The sequence below is a fragment of the Streptomyces sp. NPDC001222 genome, assembly GCF_042896945.1.
GTDB classification, from domain to species: domain Bacteria; phylum Actinomycetota; class Actinomycetes; order Streptomycetales; family Streptomycetaceae; genus Streptomyces; species Streptomyces gibsoniae.
This window is the reverse complement of record NZ_JBIAXT010000014.1, coordinates 80148-98089: the sequence shown is the minus strand read 5'-3', so window position 1 is coordinate 98089 and position 17942 is coordinate 80148. Positions and strand designations below refer to the sequence as shown.

At 71.2% G+C, this 17942-nt stretch carries 18 protein-coding genes; 6 read left to right on the top strand and 12 right to left on the bottom strand.

All coding sequences use genetic code 11. The features are described from left to right. Nucleotides 1–13: 13 nt before the first annotated feature. The 10 genes from ACFY2Z_RS20575 to ACFY2Z_RS20530 form a co-directional block, all read right to left on the bottom strand. Complete coding sequence (locus tag ACFY2Z_RS20575) at nt 14–1387, bottom strand: cytochrome P450 (RefSeq protein ID WP_390745541.1); 1374 nt, start codon at nt 1385–1387, stop codon at nt 14–16. Beyond that, nucleotides 1384–2469 (bottom strand): epi-isozizaene synthase, encoded by a 1086-nt coding sequence (cyc1, locus tag ACFY2Z_RS20570; protein ID WP_390745540.1) that lies wholly within the window; start codon nt 2467–2469, stop codon nt 1384–1386. Before cyc1 ends, ACFY2Z_RS20575 begins: the two co-directional genes overlap by 4 nt. A gap of 270 nt (nt 2470–2739) precedes the next feature. Next, the gene (gene def, locus ACFY2Z_RS20565) at nt 2740–3390 is read right to left on the bottom strand and encodes a peptide deformylase (protein ID WP_390745539.1); all 651 of its coding nucleotides are present in this window, start codon (nt 3388–3390) and stop codon (nt 2740–2742) included. A gap of 99 nt (nt 3391–3489) precedes the next feature. Then, a complete protein-coding gene (locus ACFY2Z_RS20560) occupies nt 3490–4470 on the bottom strand; it encodes a tetratricopeptide repeat protein (RefSeq protein WP_390745538.1) in 981 nt (326 codons plus the stop codon). Between the two features lie 139 nt (nt 4471–4609). Further along, nucleotides 4610–5854, bottom strand: a complete 1245-nt coding sequence (locus ACFY2Z_RS20555; protein ID WP_390745537.1) for an HD-GYP domain-containing protein — start codon at nt 5852–5854, stop codon at nt 4610–4612. Next, nucleotides 5851–7329: an HD-GYP domain-containing protein gene (locus ACFY2Z_RS20550; protein ID WP_390745536.1), complete on the bottom strand. Its 1479-nt coding sequence runs from the start codon at nt 7327–7329 to the stop codon at nt 5851–5853. Before ACFY2Z_RS20550 ends, ACFY2Z_RS20555 begins: the two co-directional genes overlap by 4 nt. Before the next feature lie 218 nt (nt 7330–7547). Beyond that, nucleotides 7548–7850: a mycothiol system anti-sigma-R factor gene (rsrA, locus tag ACFY2Z_RS20545; RefSeq protein ID WP_311692913.1), complete on the bottom strand. Its 303-nt coding sequence runs from the start codon at nt 7848–7850 to the stop codon at nt 7548–7550. Next, complete coding sequence (gene sigR, locus ACFY2Z_RS20540) at nt 7847–8530, bottom strand: RNA polymerase sigma factor SigR (RefSeq protein ID WP_311693176.1); 684 nt, start codon at nt 8528–8530, stop codon at nt 7847–7849. The genes rsrA and sigR overlap by 4 nt, the downstream gene beginning before the upstream one ends. A 255-nt stretch (nt 8531–8785) precedes the next feature. Beyond that, nucleotides 8786–9433 (bottom strand): alpha/beta family hydrolase, encoded by a 648-nt coding sequence (locus ACFY2Z_RS20535; protein WP_390745535.1) that lies wholly within the window; start codon nt 9431–9433, stop codon nt 8786–8788. 64 nt (nt 9434–9497) lie between these two features. Beyond that, nucleotides 9498–10313, bottom strand: coding sequence for an SOS response-associated peptidase (locus ACFY2Z_RS20530; RefSeq protein ID WP_390745534.1), 816 nt, complete (start codon nt 10311–10313; stop codon nt 9498–9500). A 49-nt stretch (nt 10314–10362) separates the two neighbouring features. On the opposite strand from ACFY2Z_RS20530, the gene ACFY2Z_RS20525 reads away from it, so the two are divergent. From ACFY2Z_RS20525 to ACFY2Z_RS20510, 4 genes are all read left to right on the top strand, one after another. Beyond that, entirely contained in the window at nt 10363–11094 is a 732-nt protein-coding gene (locus ACFY2Z_RS20525; protein ID WP_390745533.1) for a M50 family metallopeptidase, read from the top strand. A gap of 107 nt (nt 11095–11201) precedes the next feature. After that, nucleotides 11202–12518, top strand: coding sequence for a 3-phosphoshikimate 1-carboxyvinyltransferase (aroA, locus tag ACFY2Z_RS20520; protein WP_390745532.1), 1317 nt, complete (start codon nt 11202–11204; stop codon nt 12516–12518). A 16-nt stretch (nt 12519–12534) separates the two neighbouring features. Then, nucleotides 12535–13548: a ribosome small subunit-dependent GTPase A gene (rsgA, locus tag ACFY2Z_RS20515; protein ID WP_390745531.1), complete on the top strand. Its 1014-nt coding sequence runs from the start codon at nt 12535–12537 to the stop codon at nt 13546–13548. A 127-nt stretch (nt 13549–13675) separates the two neighbouring features. Then, entirely contained in the window at nt 13676–13999 is a 324-nt protein-coding gene (locus ACFY2Z_RS20510) for a DMT family transporter (protein WP_390745530.1), read from the top strand. Nucleotides 14000–14041: 42 nt separating this feature from the next. On the opposite strand, the gene ACFY2Z_RS20505 is transcribed toward ACFY2Z_RS20510, so the two are convergent. Beyond that, nucleotides 14042–14647 carry a TetR/AcrR family transcriptional regulator gene (locus ACFY2Z_RS20505; protein ID WP_390745529.1) on the bottom strand — a complete coding sequence of 202 codons (606 nt, stop codon included), beginning with the start codon at nt 14645–14647 and terminating at the stop codon, nt 14042–14044. A 236-nt stretch (nt 14648–14883) separates the two neighbouring features. Between ACFY2Z_RS20505 and hisN the strand changes: the two genes are divergently transcribed. Then, a complete protein-coding gene (gene hisN, locus ACFY2Z_RS20500) occupies nt 14884–15684 on the top strand; it encodes a histidinol-phosphatase (RefSeq protein ID WP_390745528.1) in 801 nt (266 codons plus the stop codon). Nucleotides 15685–15921: 237 nt separating this feature from the next. After that, nucleotides 15922–16323, top strand: coding sequence for a cyclic nucleotide-binding/CBS domain-containing protein (locus tag ACFY2Z_RS20495; RefSeq protein WP_390745527.1), 402 nt, complete (start codon nt 15922–15924; stop codon nt 16321–16323). A 108-nt stretch (nt 16324–16431) separates the two neighbouring features. Here the strand turns inward: ACFY2Z_RS20495 and ACFY2Z_RS20490 are convergent, their stop codons facing one another. Continuing rightward, the gene (locus ACFY2Z_RS20490) at nt 16432–17886 is read right to left on the bottom strand and encodes a catalase (protein WP_390745526.1); all 1455 of its coding nucleotides are present in this window, start codon (nt 17884–17886) and stop codon (nt 16432–16434) included. Nucleotides 17887–17942 lie beyond the last annotated feature (56 nt).

The window sequence follows — 17942 nt, the reverse complement described above, 5'->3', positions numbered from 1 at the left end:
TGCGCCCGGAAGGTCACCTCGGCAGTGCCCTGAGCAGCAGCCTGCGCGGGCGGAGGGTGATGCCGATGCGGAGCCTCGGGTCGGACCCGGGCACCTCCTCGAAACGGTAGGCGGACGCCATCTCCGCCATGATCAAGGTGAGTTCGGCCATCGAGAAGTGGTCCCCGGGGCACTTCCGGTTGCCGACCCCGAACGGGGTCATCGCGTACTTCGGGACGTCCTTGGCGCGCTCCGGGAGCCAGCGGTGGGGGTCGAACAGCTCCGGCTCCTCGTAGGAGTGCGCGTCGTGCTGGATCGCGTAGGGGCTGTACACGACGTCCGCCCCGGCCGGAATGCGATACCCGCCGAGCTGGGTTTCGGTCACGGCCCGCCGCGTCAGAATCCATACGGCGGGGCGCAGCCGCATTGTCTCGACGATGACATTGGCGGTGTACGTCAGATTCCGGATGTCCTCGAATGCGACGGGTCGGCCGCCCGTCACGGCTTTCACTTCGTCGCGGATCTTGTCCCCCTGTTCCGGGTGATCCGTGAGCACCTGGAGAAGCGACATGACCATGGAGCCCACTGTTTCACTCCCGGCCGTGACGATGGCGACGACCTGGTCGTGGATCTCCTGTTCCCCAATGGGCTCACCGTCGTGGTCCTTCGCGTCCAGCAAAGCCATGAGCAAATCGTTCGGCTTTATACCGGATGCCCGGCGGGCGGCGACGATCTCATCGACCAGGAGATGCAAATCGGCCAGTGCCCGGTTGAATGCCCGGTTGGCCGGAACCGGCAGGCGGTACAGCGGTCCGAGCGGTATCACCATGCGCTGGTACATGCCGCTGAAGAGGGTGGCGAGCGCGGCACAGATGCGGTCGGCCCGCTCGTCCATGTAGGTGCCCCCCATCAGACAGCGGGCGGCGATGCGCACGGCCACACGGAACGACTCCGTCGTGACGTCGATGGTCGCGCCGGACCGCCAGCGCTCCACGAGCGCGCGCGCCTCCTCGGCCATGACCGGCCCGTAGCCGGGGACGGCCTCCTGCCGGAAGGCGGGCTGGATGGCGCGTCGCTGGCGCTGGTGCAGCGGACCGTTGCTGGTGGCGACGCCCTCCTTGCCGAGCAGGTCCTCCAGGGACTCCCACAGCGGGCCGCCGATCTGGAAGTCGGTGCTGAGCGCGAGGGCCCCGGCGAGCGCGGGAGTGGTGACCGCGTACACCGTCTTGGGCCCGAGCCTCAGCCGGACGACGCCGCCGTCGTCGCGCAGCCGGCCCAGAAATCCGAGCGGGTCGCGGAAGAGTTGCAAGCCGTGGCCGAGAAGGGGGACGCCGCCCGCGGCGAGCGGGGCGACACGCGGGGGCGCCGGCGCCTCGGGCGCCTTCGATCCGACCGATTCCAGGGTCATTTCTCACCTGCCGCTTCGTTGTCGACGTACGGGGGTGTCGAGCGGTCGTCCCAACTGTCGACCCGGTAGCGGCCGGACTCATGGTGGAACCAGTAGACGGCGCTGAACCAGTTCCGCATGTTTGCGACGATCGCCTTCACGGCATCGCTCAGTTCCTTTCCCTCCACGGACACGTCCGCGAGGGAATCGGCGAACCGTAGTGCCTCTTTTTCGACGGCGAGGAAACCGGATATGCATTCCTCGATCCGCCGGCGCATGTCTCCGATGGCTTCCTCGAGCGTCAGCCCCTCGTGCTGAACGAGACTGATCCCCAGATTGTGGACCTCGTCTCCCGCGATTTCCTTGGGAAGCGAGCACAGATCGTTGTACCAGGCGGCGAATTCCTGACTGAGCAGTGCCGCCCGTCGATATGCGGGGTGTTTCCGAACGGCGTCCGGCAGTTCGTATCCCGCGCCGAGTTCCAGCAGATCGGTCCAGATCCAGTGCGCGAAGGTCAGCCGCCTCAGCTCCAGGTAGGCCTCGACCGTCGGGACGGTCCCGCGGGTGCGGTTGCGGAACTCCCGGTCGTACGCCTCGATCACCGCGTGGAAGTGCCGGGCGAAGCGCGCGTTCCACCGCTCGCCCAGGAACGTGTACAGGCGTCCCACACTGTCCGCGAACCCTGCGACCAGAGGATCGGAGTGGTGCAGATGGTGCCCGGGTGCGTCCAGGGCCGTATGGAGCTGGAGCCTCAGCTTCCGCCAGGCGCCCGGCCGGTGGTGGACGATGTCACGGTCGTGGCGGTCGTCCCAGACGAAGAACCACGCGCTGTAGTCGGCTATCGCCTGCAGCGCCTCGTCGGGCGCCCCGAGGTAGTAGCCCGCCATGAGGTCGGTGTAACGGAGCCCGTCGGCGTGTTCCTCGACCTTGTCCGCCGACATGAGCCGCCTTTCCAGCAGCCAGGAACGTGTCTTCTCCTGCAGACGGGGCCAATACGGGTGCAGTCGACGGGGAAACGCGGTCTCGATGACCGGCAAGCAGAGCGCCGGTGGTACCGCAACCGCGATCGTCGTCGGTGAAGTGCTGTGTGGGAAAGCTGGCACGAACAAACCCCTCTCAGCCGCCGGTTGGCGTCACGCCCCTCCCGCCGTGCCGGGCGCGCGCCGTTGCGTATCCCCGCGCTTTCCATTCAGCACCACAACTGACCGGTCTGGGAACGGATTTGGCCCACCCATCTCCGACCGTGCCGAGAATATCCCTTGTGTGACTGAATATGGGTCAGTTCAGACGTACACAGGATCGAATGTGCGACGCACACATGAGCGACGCCCGGCCGGGAGCAGTGCCCGGCCAGGCGTCGTCGTTGAGGGACCTCAGTCGTTGGCCACCACGGGGTAGCGGGGCTCGTTCTCGGCCATCTGCCGCAGGGCGTCCTTGCGCTCGCGCTTGGACAGCCGGTCGATGTACAGGTAGCCGTACAGATGGTCCGTCTCGTGCTGCAAACACCGGGCGAAGTAGCCCGTACCGCGCACCTTGATCGGGTTGCCCTTCTCGTCCTGGCCGGTCACCTCGGCGTAGTCGGGCCGGGCCAGCGGCGCGTACGCGGTCGGGACGGACAGGCAGCCCTCGTTGCTGTCGTCGAGGCGGCGCCGGTCGGCGGGCAGGTCGACGAGCTTGGGGTTGCAGACGACGCCGACGTGTCGCACGCCCTCGTCGTCCTGGCAGTCGTAGACGAAGACCTTCAGGTCGACGCCGATCTGGTTGGCGGCCAGGCCCACACCCTCGGCCGTGCGCTGGCTGGCGAACATGTCCGCGACCAGCTGGTCCAGCTCCGCGCCGAACTCGGTGACGTCCTTGCACTCCTTGTGCAGCACCGGGTTCCCGACGACCGTGATCGGCCGCGAGGTGCCGCGCTCACGCCAGGCCGCCTCACGCTCCTCGGTGTCCTCGGTGTCGATGACGAAGCCCTCGTCGTCCACGGGGAGCACGCCCCCGTGCTGCTGATCGGTGTCCTGCTGCGCCATGACCGACGTACGCCTTCCTGCAACCATGAAAATCCTGCCAGTACAGACTACGGGGCACGCCCGGGTGCTTCCCCGGGATTGCCCGGGCCGAGCCGCTGGTCAGCAGACCTCTTCGAGATCCCGCCAGTCCCGGGAGTCCGGACTGTCCGCCACCCAGCCGTCGAGCAGCCCCCGCACCAGCGAGTCGGGCGCCGCGATGCCGCACTCCCGCTCCGGCACCCACAGCTGCCCGTTCGTGCGGTGCCCGAGCGGTCCCGGATGCCCGGGCTCACTGTGGTCGTGCGGATCGAGATGCTCGCCGTCGCCCTCGTCGGACGGCATCCGGGACTCGGAGCACGCGCGGCACAGCAGCCGCACCGACGAGGACCAGTCCTCGGCGGCGAAACCGGCGTCGGCGGCCAGCTGCTCCAGGGCGTCCCGGTCGTCCTCGGTCGCGGCCTCCAGCAGCACGACCCAGGTGGGCACGGGCGAGGGCGCCCACAGCTCGATCTCGTCGAACACGGGATAGGCGTGCCCGGCGCTCGTGGTGCGCTCCCCGTGGGGCACCCCGTCGTGCAGCACGACCTCGCCCCAGCGGCGCCCGGAGGACGGCAGCGGGATGGACAGCACCTCGATCCGTGAGGGATCCAGCCGGCGCCCCCACACGACCTCGGCCTCGCCCTCCGGCGACAGCCGCACGGCGGCGCTGCCCAGATCCATCCCGGCGGGCTCGGTGGAGACGGTGGCCCCACCGGGCACCCGCAGCCCGTAGGCCTGCCAGGCGCGGCGGGCCAGCGGCCAGTCCTGCAGGGCGGTGGCCGCGATGCCCACGTTCCACCAGTCCGGTGCGCCGGTCTCCCGGTCGAGCAGGGCCACGGCGCGCAGTCCGGCCGCGCGCGCCTGCTCCCAGTCGTGGCGGAACTTGTGCAGCAGGGCGAGGTTGAACCAGGACTCCGAGAGCCACGGCTCCAGGTCCGCGGCGCGGGTCAGCAGCGCACCCGCGTCCTCGTACCGGCCGTCGCCGATCAGCGTGAACGCGCGGTCGGTGGCCTGCCGCCAGGAGGCGGAGGGCCGGTGTCGTCCCTTCCCGAAGATCCTCACGATTCCCGCCTGCCAGTCCCTTGCGATTCCCGCCTGCCGGTTCCCTGCCGTTTGCGGGGTCACGCGCGAGCAGTGCCCCCGAACACCCTCTCCTCGCATCCAACCACGTACCGCCGGACGGGCGCTCATTACCCATGGGTTACCCCGCTGTAGGCAAGGTCAGACCGTCTCTCTGCAACACCCTCGCGAGTGACTCCACGACCTCGGGCTGGTAGTCGCGCGCACAGGCGAGACGCAGCCGCTCCAGCGCGCTGAGAGGTCCCCCGGGACCCGCTGTCTCCCGTGCCATCTCCTCGTAGGCGTTCACGGCCCGGACGATCCTGGCGCTGACCGGCTGGTCCCGGTAGGGGTCCGCCTGCCGTTCCACGACGACCGCGACCTCGGCGTCCACCCCGGTCTGCCGGACCACGGCGCCGCCGAGGAGCGCGATACGCCGCTGTTCCTCGGTGGGCAGCGCGGCGGTGGCGCCAGCCGGCACCGGGTCGACGAGGCTGAGCTGCCCGATGTCGTGCATGAGCGCCGCGTGCTCCAGCACGGTGAGCTCGGGCTCGCTCAGGCCCAGCTCACGGCCGACGGCCCGGCTGAGGGCGGCGACCCGGCGGGCGTGCCCGGGGGGCGTGTACCCGGCGATCTCGGTGGCGCGCGCCAGGGAGGCGATGGTCTGCCGGTAGGTGGTGCGCACGGCCGCGTAGCGCCGGTAGGAGAGCTGGGTGAGCAGCAGCGGCAGCGAGAACACGGGCAGCGCCCACAGGCCCACCACCGCGACGGCCGGCGACATCACGGCGCCGGTCGCGCAGACGGCGGAGCCGATGCCGAGCCTGGCGCGCAGTTCGTCCCGCAGCAGCGGCCCGAACGGCCAGCGGGTGCGGGAGTGCGCCAGGGCGGCGGCGAGCACGGCGTCGCACAGGGTGGTGAGCACCAGCAGGGAGACGACCAGCAGGGTGTACGCGGGTCCGCCCCAGCCGTGCGGTCCCGGTCGGCGGTAGACCGGCTGGAAGCAGAGGGCGGCGAAGCCCACGGTCAGCAGGCGGCGGGTGAGGTGGTCGGCGGTGGAGCCGCGGCCCCGGGCCGCATGCGGGACACAGCCGGCGAGGGCGGCCGCGAGGACCACGGTGACGACCTGCGGCACCCCTTGGTGGGTGGGCCGTCCGGCGATCTGCCCGAGCAGGGCGTAGGACAGCGCCCCGGCCGCGCCGAGGGGTGCGGGCTCCCGCTCGTCGCTGCCGCTCCACCGGGACAGCTCCCCGACGGCGATGAGCACGCCGAAGGCGAGGGCGGCGGCGGGTTCCTCCAGGCCGTGCCAGAGGGTCAGGCCGAGGCAGCCGGCGGCGAGCAGCGCTGCGGTCGTGTGGGCGAGGGCGAGAGGGAGGCGGCCGGCGGTCATGCGCCGCCCCCGCCGTGCCACCGCCCGGCCGGCTGACCGGCCACGGGCAGGGCCGACGGTGTTACGTCCCCGGGCCGCCCGTCCCGGTGCTGCTCGTCGGCGGTCACCGCCGGGTACCAGCCCTGGCCGTTCCCGGTCTCGTCCGAGCCTGGACGCCCCCAGCGCTCCAGCGCGCGGATCAGCGCGTGCACCATCGCCGGGTCGAACTGCGTGCCCGCGCACCGCCGCAGTTCCTCCAGTGCCGCCGCGACGGGCCGGGCGCGCCGGTAGGAGCGGGTCGACGTCATCGCGTCGAAGGCGTCGGCGACCGCGACCACCCGTGCGGACTCCGGGATATGGCCGCCTCTCAGCCCGTAGGGATATCCGGTGCCGTCGAGCCGCTCGTGGTGGTGGAGGATCGCGGACCGTGCCTCGCCGAGGAACCCGATGCCGCGGACGATCTCATGGCCGTACTCCGGGTGCAGCTCGATGATCCGGCGCTCCTCGGGGGTGAGCGGTCCGTCCTTGCGCAACAGCCGGGTCGGCACGCCGAGTTTGCCCACGTCGTGCAGGATCCCAGCGAACCGCAGCACCTCGACCCGGTGGTCGTCCAGACCCAGTTCACGCGCGATCATCATGGAGGCCTGTCCGACGCGTTCGCTGTGGCCGCGGGTGTATCCGTCCTTGAGGTCGACGGCCAGGACGAGCGCGCGGATCGTCGCCTGGTGGGCGGCCCGTTCCCGGTGGTACTGGGCGAAGACCCAGCAGGAGACGTACATGGGCAGCAGCACGAGCAGCGCGGTCGCCGGCCCGTAGGGGCTGCGCCACAGCACGGCCATCATCAGCCCGGCGAGCCCGTGCACGGAGACGGGTGCGAGGGAGCGCAGGAACAGCCCGCGCCAGGCGGTGCGCGCCGGTGCCCGGCACCGCTGCCGCGAGGGTTCGGGCGGTGCTCCCACGCCGAGCGCCAGGATGCCGCCGTCGAGGGCGGTGAGCACCAGACAGAAGGCCACGACGGCGGCCGCGGCGGTCAGCAGGGCGTGCGGGAAGTGGGGACCGGTCACCGCGGTGGGGCCGCCGAGGGACCGGTGGACGCTGGACGCGGCCCACACGGCGAGGGAGAGCCGTGCGGCCCGCCAGGCGCGGCGCGGCCAGGACGGCCGTTCGGCGCCGTGGGCCCCCAGGGCACCCGGCAGCGGTACGAGCGCGGCGGCCGCGGGCGGCAGCAGAAACGCCCCGGCGAGGAGTACGGGGTAGAAGGTGCCCATGCCGTCCGGGACCCGGTGGCCGCCGGGGGGCGCGGGGGTGGTCCGTCCGGCTCGGGTACGGCCGAGGGTCCGGGGCAGGGGCAGCTGTTCGCAGCCGACGTAGAGCGCGGCGAGCAGCGCGACCGCCCACCAGGAGACGGAGAGGTCCGGCAGGGGGGCCAGGCACCCCAGGGCGCCGAGCACGGCGCAGCCGACGTACACGACTGCCGACGGCCGGACCGGCCCCATGACGTACCTCCCCCGAACCCGCGCCGTTGTCCCGGACCGGGTGGGTCCGGTCATGCCCCGTTCAGGCTCGGGAGCCTAGAGGGGAGCGCAGCCCAGGAGGGTGGCTTTGGGGGGAATCCGTGGGCCTATGACCCACGGATTAGCACGTTCGGGTGACGAACCGTCAAGGATTGACCGCCGCTTCGAACAAGAGTTCAAGGGCTGTCGCGGTCAGGAGTTCAGGACTCCCGCTGCGTCGCCGTCACATCGTGCTCGGGCACCGTCTGACCCGAACGGATCAGCTCGATGCGGCCCATGACCTTCGCCCGAAGGTCGCTCGGCACGTCGTCATGGCCGCAGCACCGCTTGACCAGCTTCTTCACGGCCTGCTCCAGACCGTACTTCTCGAGGCACGGCGAGCATTCCTCGAAGTGGTGCTGGATCTTCGTGCGGTCCACGTCCGGCATCTCACGGTCGAGGAACTCGTAGAGATGGTCGAGGACCTCAGTGCAGTCCGTCTCGTGCGGCTCTCCGCAGCTCATGAGCCCGAGCCTTTCGCTTCGTCCGACTCTCCGGCGCCGGCCGGGACCAGCCCGCGCTCGCGGGCGTAGTCCTCGAGCATGCCGCGCAGTTGACGGCGGCCCCGGTGCAACCGGGACATCACCGTACCGATGGGTGTCCCCATGATGTCCGCGATCTCCTTGTACGCAAAGCCCTCTACGTCTGCGAGATAGACGGCGATGCGGAATTCCTCGGGGATCGCCTGCAGCGCCTCCTTGACGTCCGAGTCGGGCAGGTGGTCGAGCGCCTGCGACTCGGCGGAGCGCAGACCGGTCGACATGTGCGACTCGGCGCGCGCCAGCTGCCAGTCCTCGATCTCGTCGGCCGCGCTGCGCTGGGGTTCGCGCTGCTTCTTGCGGTACGAGTTGATGAACGTGTTGGTGAGGATCCGGTACAGCCAGGCCTTCAGGTTGGTGCCCTCGCGGAACTGGTGGAAGGACGCGTACGCCTTCGCGTAGGTCTCCTGCACCAGGTCCTCGGCGTCCGCCGGGTTGCGCGTCATGCGCAGCGCGGCGGAGTACATCTGGTCGAGGAATTCCAGCGCGTCCCGCTCGAAGCGCGCACTGCGCGCGGAGGACGACTCCGCGCTCGTCCCCCGGCCCTCGGGCTGCTCCGCCTGGCCGTGTTCGGTCCCTGCGTCGGTACCGGTGACCGGACCCACCTCCTCCAGCGACGTGGCAGAACCGAAACCGGTCCCACTGAGATCGGAGGATAGACGAACACCCTTGCTCGCCGCCGCCTGAACAGAGGCGGCCTTCGACGCGTGCAGCACCGTCCAGTCCAGGTCAACGCTGCTGCTGCGGCTCGGGCAGATGGTCGAACCCATGCGGCGGACTTCCTCTCGTCGTGCGGTGCAGCACGGCCGGTGCTGTCTGATTCCGCACAACAGTGGTCCGCCCCGCAACATTCCCGGGCGTCACCCGGACGACTCGAGTGACATGACCCACTTCGTCACGGCGCCGGTGATGATCTCCAGCGCCTGCTCCTGGCCGAGCTCCGCGCGCTTGGGGACCGCGAAGCCGTGATCGGCGTACGGCACCTCGACGATCTCGTAGGAGCCCTGCGGGAACTCCTCCGGTCCGCCGAAGGGGTCCCGGCCGCCCTGGACCACCAGGGTGGGCACACCGGCCCCCAGCAGCTCGTCGGCGCGGGACTTCTCGGGCCGGCCCGGCGGGTGGAGCGGGAAGCTCAGCGCGAGGACCGCGACGGCACCGAGGTCGGCGGCCGTGCGGCAGGCGACCCGGGCCCCGGCGCTGCGACCGCCCGCGACCACGGGCAGCCCCGGCCCCGCCAGGGCTGGCCACACCCCGTGCCAGCCCGCGTCCAGCGTCTTAGGCGCGGGGGCCACCTTCCTGCCGGCGACGCGCCAGGGCTGCTCGACCAGCGCCACGGTCACCCCGTGCGCGGGCAGGACCCGGGCGAGCGCCTGGAGGTCGCGCGCCTCGACGCCGCCGCCGGCGCCATGGCCGAGGGCGAGCACCAGCGCGGCCTCGCGCGCCCGGTGCCAGGTGACACGGGCCGTACCGGCCTCGGTCTCCACGCTCTGCGTCGCGTCATCCGTCACGTCCGCCGCCCTCCGGCCGCCCTGCGCGGCCTGTCGCCTCGGTCCCGCGTCCCCTCGGGACACGTCAGAAGAGTGTGCCCTCCTCGGGGGCCGCCAGCTCCTTCAGCAGCTCCGGGCCGTTGTTGCGGACACTGCTGACCGCCGTGGAGACCGGGTAGGCGCGCATCAGACCCGTGGGCGGCGCCTGGAGCAGGGAGCGCAGATCGTCCGGGTCTGTGCGGGCGGGATCCAGCCAGGCGTCCCAGCGGTCGGGGGTGAGCATCAGGGGCATGCGCGGGTGGATCTCGGCCAGGGAGCCCGGCCCGTCGGCGGGGGCCACGGCCAGCGGGGTCGTCTCCGCCTCCGTCGTGATCACCGAACAGGTCGCCCACCAGGCGCGCGGGTGGTCGTCGGGCAGCGTCCGGTCCCGCCAGAACTCGTAGAGACCGGCCATCGCGAAGACCGAGCCGTCGGCGGGCAGCACGAAGTACGGCTGCTTGCGCGGCCTCTTCTTCCGGCCCTCGACCTCCAGGTCGCGTTCCTGAGCGCCGGTGACCCACTCGTAGTAACCGTCGGCGGGGACGATGCAGCGGCGGGCGGCGAAGGCGCGGCGGTAGGACGGCTTCTCGTGCACGGTCTCCGCGCGTGCGTTGATCATCCGCGCGGCGCCCTCGGGCGACTTGGCCCAGGACGGGACGAGGCCCCAGGTGAGCCTGCGCAACTGGCGAACCGGCCGTTGGTCGTCGGCGTCCTTCAGTGGACGGTCCAGGATCGCGTAGACCTGCTTGGTCGGGGCCACGTTGTAGTCGGGTGCCAGCGTCTCCTCGGGCTCCCACTTCTCGATGTCAAAGGTTCCTACGAGATCCTCGGGCCTGCGACTCGCTGCATACCGTCCGCACATACGTGCCACCCTGCCAGATCCGCCCACAGCCCAGGAGCCACTCACCGCAATGGACAGCCTCGCCTCCACATCCCTGAGCGCCCTCCCCGACCTGTGGGACCGGATCTTCGGAAGCCAGCCCGATCCCGATCTGTGGGTGGTGATCGCCACCCTGGTCGCCGCGCTCGCCGTGGTCGTCCCGCGGGGTGCCTGGCGGATCGCCCGCAACGCCATCACCATCGCGCACGAGGGCGGCCACGGACTGATCGCGCTGCTGACCGGCCGTACGCTCACGGGCATCCGGCTCCACTCCGACACCAGCGGCCTCACGGTCAGCCGTGGCAAGCCGTACGGCCTCGGCATGATCCTCACCGCCGCCGCGGGCTACACCGCTCCCCCACTGCTCGGTCTTGGCGGCGCGGCGCTGCTCGCCGCCGGGCACATCACACTGCTGCTGTGGCTGGCCACCGCACTGCTGCTGATCATGCTGGTGATGATCCGCAACGCGTACGGGGTGCTGACCGTGGTCCTCACCGGCGGCACCTTCCTGCTGGTGTCCTGGCTGGCCGGCCCTCAGGTGCAGGCGGCGTTCGCGTACGCGGTGGTGTGGTTCCTGCTGCTCGGCGGCGTACGCCCGGCCTTCGAGCTCCAGGCGAAGCGCTCGCGCGGCGGCGCCGGGGACTCGGACGCGGACCAGCTGTCCCGGCTCACCCATGTACCTGCGGCGATGTGGCTCTTCCTGTTCCACGTGGTGTCGCTGTGCTCGCTGATGGGCGGCGCACAGTGGCTGCTGCGGCTCTGACGGACCGCACCTGCACGTTCCGGGCCACTACCAGACCAGGATTTCGCTCCGGTTTCGCCCTTTTTGATCAAGATCTACGGACTGGCCCAGCCACTACAGTGGGGCGCATGACCGTGAACCCCGCGCACACCGCCCTCTGGACCGCCCCGCACGCGAGCGGAGCCGTCGACGCGACGGTCCACGTGCCCGGGTCCAAGTCGGTCACCAACCGTGCCCTCGTCCTCGCCGCGCTCGCCTCCGAGCCGGGCTGGCTGCGCCGCCCCCTGCGCTCGCGCGACACCCTGCTCATGGCCGGCGCCCTGCGCGCGCTCGGCGTCGGCATCGAGGAGGGGGTCGGCCCCGACGGCTCCGGGGAGACCTGGCGGGTCATTCCGGCCGCGCTGCACGGACCGGCCACGGTCGACGTCGGCAACGCCGGCACCGTGATGCGCTTCCTGCCCCCGGTGGCCGCGCTCGCCGACGGCCTCGTGCGCTTCGACGGCGACCCCCGCTCGTACGAGCGCCCCCTGAACGGCGTGATCGACGCCCTGCGCGTCCTCGGCGCCCGCATCGACGACGACGGCCGCGGCGCCCTGCCGCTGACCGTGCACGGCGGCGGCGCGCTGGACGGCGGCCCGGTGTCCGTCGACGCGTCCTCCTCGTCCCAGTTCGTCAGCGCCCTGCTGCTGTCGGCGCCGCGCTTCAACCAGGGCGTCGAGGTCCGCCACACCGGCTCGACGCTGCCCTCCATGCCGCACATCCGTATGACCGTGGACATGCTGCGCGCGGTGGGCGCACAGGTGGACACCCCGGAGTCGGGCGGCGAGCCGAACGTCTGGCGGGTCACGCCGGGCGCCCTGCTGGGCCGGGATCTGACCGTCGAGCCGGATCTGTCCAACGCCCAGCCGTTCCTCGCGGCCGCGCTGGTCACCGGCGGCAAGGTCGTCATCCCGGACTGGCCGGCCCGCACGACCCAGCCCGGCGACCGGCTGCGCGAGATCTTCACCGAGATGGGCGGCGCCTGCGAGCTGACCGAGCGCGGCCTCGAATTCACCGGTTCGGGTGCCCTCCACGGGATTGATGTGGACCTGAGCGAGGTCGGCGAGCTGACCCCGGGCATCGCGGCGGTCGCTGCCCTGGCCGACTCCCCGTCGACCCTGCGCGGGGTGGCGCATCTGCGACTGCACGAGACGGACCGGCTGGCCGCGCTCACCAAGGAGATCAACGAGCTGGGCGGCGACGTCACCGAGACCGCCGACGGACTGCACATCCGCCCGCGCCCCCTGCACGGCGGCGTCTTCCACACCTACGACGACCACCGGATGGCCACGGCGGGCGCCGTCATCGGTCTCGCGGTCGACGGCGTGCAGATCGAGAACGTGGCGACGACGGCCAAGACCCTGCCGGACTTCCCCGAGCTGTGGGCCGGGATGCTCGGGAACTGACGGGCGGACCGAGATCATGCGCCGCTACGGCAAGCACACCGACGAGGACGACATCCGCAGCCGCCCCAACCGCAAGGGCAACCGGCCGCGTACGCACATCCGCCCCAAGCACGAGGACGCGGCGGAGGGCATGGTCCTCACCGTGGACCGCGGCCGGCTGACCTGTCTCGTCGACGGCCGTGCGGTCGTCGCGATGAAGGCCCGGGAACTCGGCCGCAAGGCGGCGGTGGTCGGCGACCGCGTCGCCCTGGTCGGCGATCTGTCCGGCGCCAAGGACACCCTCGCCCGCATCGTCCGCATCGAGGAACGCTCGTCCGTCCTGCGCCGTACGGCGGACGACGACGATCCGTACGAGCGCGTGGTCGTCGCCAACGCAGACCAGCTGGCCATCGTCACCGCCCTCGCCAACCCGGAGCCGCGCCCGCGGCTGATCGACCGCTGTCTGGTCGCCGCCTACGACGGCGGCCTCGAACCGCTCCTGGTGATGACGAAGTCCGACCTCGCCCCGCCCGACAAGCTCCTGGAGCTGTACGGGGCACTGGACATACCGTACGTCGTCACCAGTCGCGAGGAGCTGGAGAGCGGCGGCGCGGCGGACCACGTGCGCGAGCATCTGGACGGCAAGGTCACGGCGTTCGTCGGGCACTCCGGCGTGGGCAAGACGACGCTGGTCAACGCACTGGTGCCCAAGGACCGGCGGCGCACGACGGGCCATGTCAACGCGGTCACCGGCCGTGGGCGGCACACCACCACGTCGGCGCTCGCGCTGCCCCTGGGTGACGGCCGCGACGGCTGGGTGATCGACACCCCGGGGGTGCGGTCCTTCGGCCTCGCGCACATCGACCCCTCCCGCGTCATCCACGCCTTCCCGGACCTGGAGCCCGGCACCGAGGGCTGTCCGCGGGCGTGCAGCCACGACGAGCCGGACTGCGCGCTGGACACCTGGGTGGCCGAGGGGCACGCGGACCCGGCACGGCTGTACTCGCTGCGCCGGCTGCTGGCCACGCGTGAGCGGAAGGACGGGGACTGACCTCCCCCGACCCCCTCGCGTCTGGCCTGCTCGTGTTTGCGTCCACCGCACTCAGGTAATTGCTTAACTCGCACCGGACCTGACCGGCCGACGAGGCAGTCGACGTGGGGACGCGGGAGGACGAGACATGGCGTGGCTGCTGGTCATCGTGGCCGGACTCCTGGAGACCGGCTTCGCCGTCTGTCTCAAGCTCTCGCACGGATTCACCCGACTCTGGCCCACGGTCGCGTTCTGCAGCTTCGCCCTCGGCAGCTTCGGTCTCCTCACCCTGTCCCTGAGAAAGCTGGACGTGGGCCCGGCGTACGCGGTGTGGACCGGGATCGGCGCGGCGGGAACGGCGATCTACGGCATGGTGTTCCTGGGCGACCTGGTCTCGACCCTGAAGATCGTCTCGATCTCGCTGGTGATCGTGGGCGTGATCGGCCTCCAGCTGTCCGGATCGGCCCACTGAGGAACGCACCCGTCCAGGGCGTGGGGACCGCTGGGCGCGCCCTTACCGCACCGGCCGCGGCAGGGCCTGACGCACCAGCTCCGTGACCCCGCCCTCTCCCGGCGGGGCCGCGACACAGGACAGGGACAGCCGTACGACCAGTTCGCAGACGCGCGCCAGCTCCGCCGCCTCCGCCTTGGCCGGCACCGGTCCGGCCACCGCCGTGACGGCACGGTCGCGCACCAGGGACACGAAGTCCGCCGGGGACGGCAGCGGCCCGTCGGCCCGGCGCTGCGCGGGCACCGCGGAGGTGGACGGCACGGCCGCGAGCGTCGGCGCGGGCAGCCGCTCGCTCCAGCAGCCGGTGAGCATGGCGCGTACGAGTGGGTTGCCGTGGGCGGCGGAGGTCATCCACTCGGCGATCGCGGCCAGCCGCTCCCGGGGGTCCGTGTGCACGGCCAGCGCCCGGTCGACACCGGCGAGATAGCCGTCCGCCTCCCGCCGCACCAGGGCCCGGGCGAGCCCCTCCTTGCTGCCGAACTCGTTGTAGAGGGTCTGGCGGGAGACACCGGCCGCCGCGGCCACGTCCACCATGCGCACGGCGGCCCACGGGCGCCGCGCGAGCGCCGTATAAGCGGCGTCCAGTAGGGATTCCCGCGCTGCAGGCATCATCGCCTCCCTCGGGCCGGCGGCTCTGACGCACAGATTTGACGTGCGGGCCAGCACTGTCAAGGGTTCGCGGCGGTGCAAGGGGGCGCCCAGGGTCCGGTACACGCCGCGATCACGCCACCGCGCCTGGCCAGCGCGGCGCACGCCGCAGCCCTGGACGGCCGCGACCTCGGGGAGCCCTGGAAGACCCCCGGGTCGTCTGGCCCTGCCCCGGAACGGGCGGATACGGTTCGTTCATGCCCGACTATCTCGATGACCTGCGGCTCGCGCATGTACTCGCGGACGCCGCGGACGCCGCGACCATGGCCCGGTTCAAGGCCCTCGACCTCAAGGTCGAGACCAAACCGGACATGACACCGGTGAGCGAGGCCGACAAGGCCGCCGAGGAGCTGATCCGCGGCCAGCTGCAGCGCGCCCGGCCGCGGGACGCGATCCTCGGCGAGGAGTACGGCATCGAGGGCACGGGGCCGCGCCGCTGGGTCGTCGACCCGATCGACGGCACCAAGAACTACGTGCGCGGAGTGCCGGTCTGGGCCACCCTGATCTCCCTGATGGAAGCGGGCGAGGGGGGCTATCAGCCTGTCGTCGGCGTCGTCTCCGCGCCCGCGCTGAACCGCCGCTGGTGGGCCGCCAAGGGGCACGGCGCGTTCACCGGCCGCAGCCTGTCCTCGGCGTCCCGGCTGCGGGTCTCCCGCGTGGCGGAGCTGTCGGACGCCTCCTTCGCGTACTCCTCGCTGTCCGGCTGGGAGGAGCAGGGACGGCTGAACGGCTTCCTGGACCTGACGCGCGCGGTGTGGCGCACCCGCGGCTACGGCGACTTCTGGCCGTACATGATGGTCGCCGAGGGCTCGGTGGACATCTGCGCCGAGCCGGAGCTGTCCCTGTGGGACATGGCGGCGACCGCGATCGTCGTGACCGAGGCCGGCGGCTCCTTCACGGGTCTCGACGGCCGCCCGGGCCCGCACAGCGGCAATGCGGCCGCGTCGAACGGGCTGCTCCACGACACCCTGCTGGACTATCTGAGCGGCCGCTACTAGACGTCTCTGCCGCCGTCGGTCCGCCATCGGTGCGTCCAACGGTGCTGTTGTGCACCGCAAGCGCCCCTGAACTCACGACGCGCGCCCTCTTGTTGACCCGCGCTTTGCCTGCAACCCTGGGAATCCCCCACTTGTGAATTTGTGAAGCGCGGAACAGGCGCCTCCGGCGGGCGGCATCCTTCGGATCCGGGGCCCTGAGCCAGTGCATTCCGCACACCCCAGGAGGTGGCTTCGTCCATGCTCGTCCGCGACGCCATGAGCACGATGGTCCTCACCATCGGCCCCGCACACACCCTGCGCCAGGCAGCAACCCTGATGTCGGCCCGCCGCGTCGGCTCGGCCGTGGTCCTCGATCCGGACGCCGGCGGGCTCGGCATCCTCACCGAACGTGACATCCTGAACTCCGTCGGCCTCGGCCAGAACCCCGACACCGAGCGGGCCGATGCCCACACCACCACGGACGTGGTCTTCGCCGCGCCCACCTGGACCCTCGAAGAGGCCGCGGCCGCCATGGCCCACGGCGGCTTCCGGCATCTGATCGTGCTCGACCGCGACGAACCGGTCGGGGTCGTCTCGGTCCGCGACATCATCCGCTGCTGGGCCCCGGCCCGACAGCGGGTGCCCGCCGGGGCCCGGTAGAGCCACCCTCAGCCCGCGGACACCCCTCCGACCCGCCGCGGGCACACGAACGGGCCGGACTCCCTCGGGAGTCCGGCCCGTCCCCTACGACAAGCGGTCCAACCCGGGTCAGCCGCGCAGGGCCTGGACCGCGGCCTCCAGGCGCTTGCCGAAGTCCCCGTCGGCCTGACGGAAGTTGTTGATCGCGCGCTCGACGATGTCGTCGCGCGAGACCTTCGAGATGGCGCCCGCGAGGTTGCCGATCAGGCGCTCCTTCTCCCCCTCCGACATGAGCCGGTAGAGGTTGCCCGCCTGCACGAAGTCGTTGTCCTCGGCGTGGACCGGAGCCTCGTGGGTGCCGGTGCCGGCCGTGAAGGCGTCGAACGGCTGCCACAGCGGACGGTCCGTCTGGAACGGGCCGCCGAAGCTGTTCGGCTCGTAGTTCTTCGCACCCTTGTGGCGGCCGTCGTACAGGTAGCCGTCGCGGGAGTTGGTGCGCGCCTCGGTGGCGTGCGGACGGTTCACCGGCAGGTGGTCGGCGTTGATGCCGACGCGGTAGCGGTGGGCGTCGCCGTAGGCGAAGAGGCGGCCCTGGAGCATCTTGTCCGGCGAGGGACCGATGCCCGGCACGAAGTGGGCGGGGCTGAAGATCGACTGCTCCACCTCGGCGAAGATGTTCTCCGGGTTGCGGTTGAGCTCCAGCTTGCCGATCTCGATCGGCGGGTAGTCCTCGTGCGGCCACACCTTGGTGAGGTCGAACGGGTTGAAGCGGTAGGTCGCCGCGTCCGCCGCCGGCATGATCTGGACCTGCACGGTCCAGCTCGGGAACTCGCCGCGCTCGATGGCCTCGCGCAGGTCGCGCTGGTGCGAGTCGGGGTCCTCACCGGCGAGCTTGTTGGCCTCGTCGTTGGTGAGGGTCTTGATCCCCTGGTCCGTCTTGAAGTGGTACTTGACCCAGAAGGCCTCGCCCGCCTCGTTGTTCCACTGGTAGGTGTGCGAGCCGTAACCGTTCATGTGGCGGTACGACGCCGGGATGCCGCGGTCGCCGTGCAGCCAGGTCACCTGGTGGGTGGACTCGGGCGACAGACCCCAGAAGTCCCAGACGTTGTCCGGCTCCTGCGAACCGGTGTAAGGGTCGCGCTTCTGGGTGTGGATGAAGTCGGGGAACTTGATGGCGTCCTTGACGAAGAACACCGGGGTGTTGTTGCCGACGAGGTCGTAGTTGCCCTCCTCGGTGTAGAACTTCAGCGCGAAGCCGCGGGGGTCACGCACGGCGTCCGCGGCACCCAGGTTGCCCGCCACGGTCGAGAAGCGCAGGAAGACCTCGGTCTGCTTGCCGACCTCGGAGAGGAACTTGGCACGCGTGTACTGGGTGACATCGGCGGTGAGGGTGAAGGTGCCATAGGCGCCCGCGCCACGGGCGTGCACCACACGCTCCGGGATGCGCTCCCGGTTGAAGTGGGCCAGCTTCTCGAAGAGGTGCTGATCCTGAACGAGAACCGGGCCGCCGACGCCCGCGGTCTCACTGTTCTGGTTGTCGGCTACCGGAGCACCGGCTTCCGTCGTGAGCGGTCCCTGCGTCACTGCGCCTCCTGCATCGTTTCTGACCAACCCTGTCTCTTGGCCAAAGTCGATGTCGA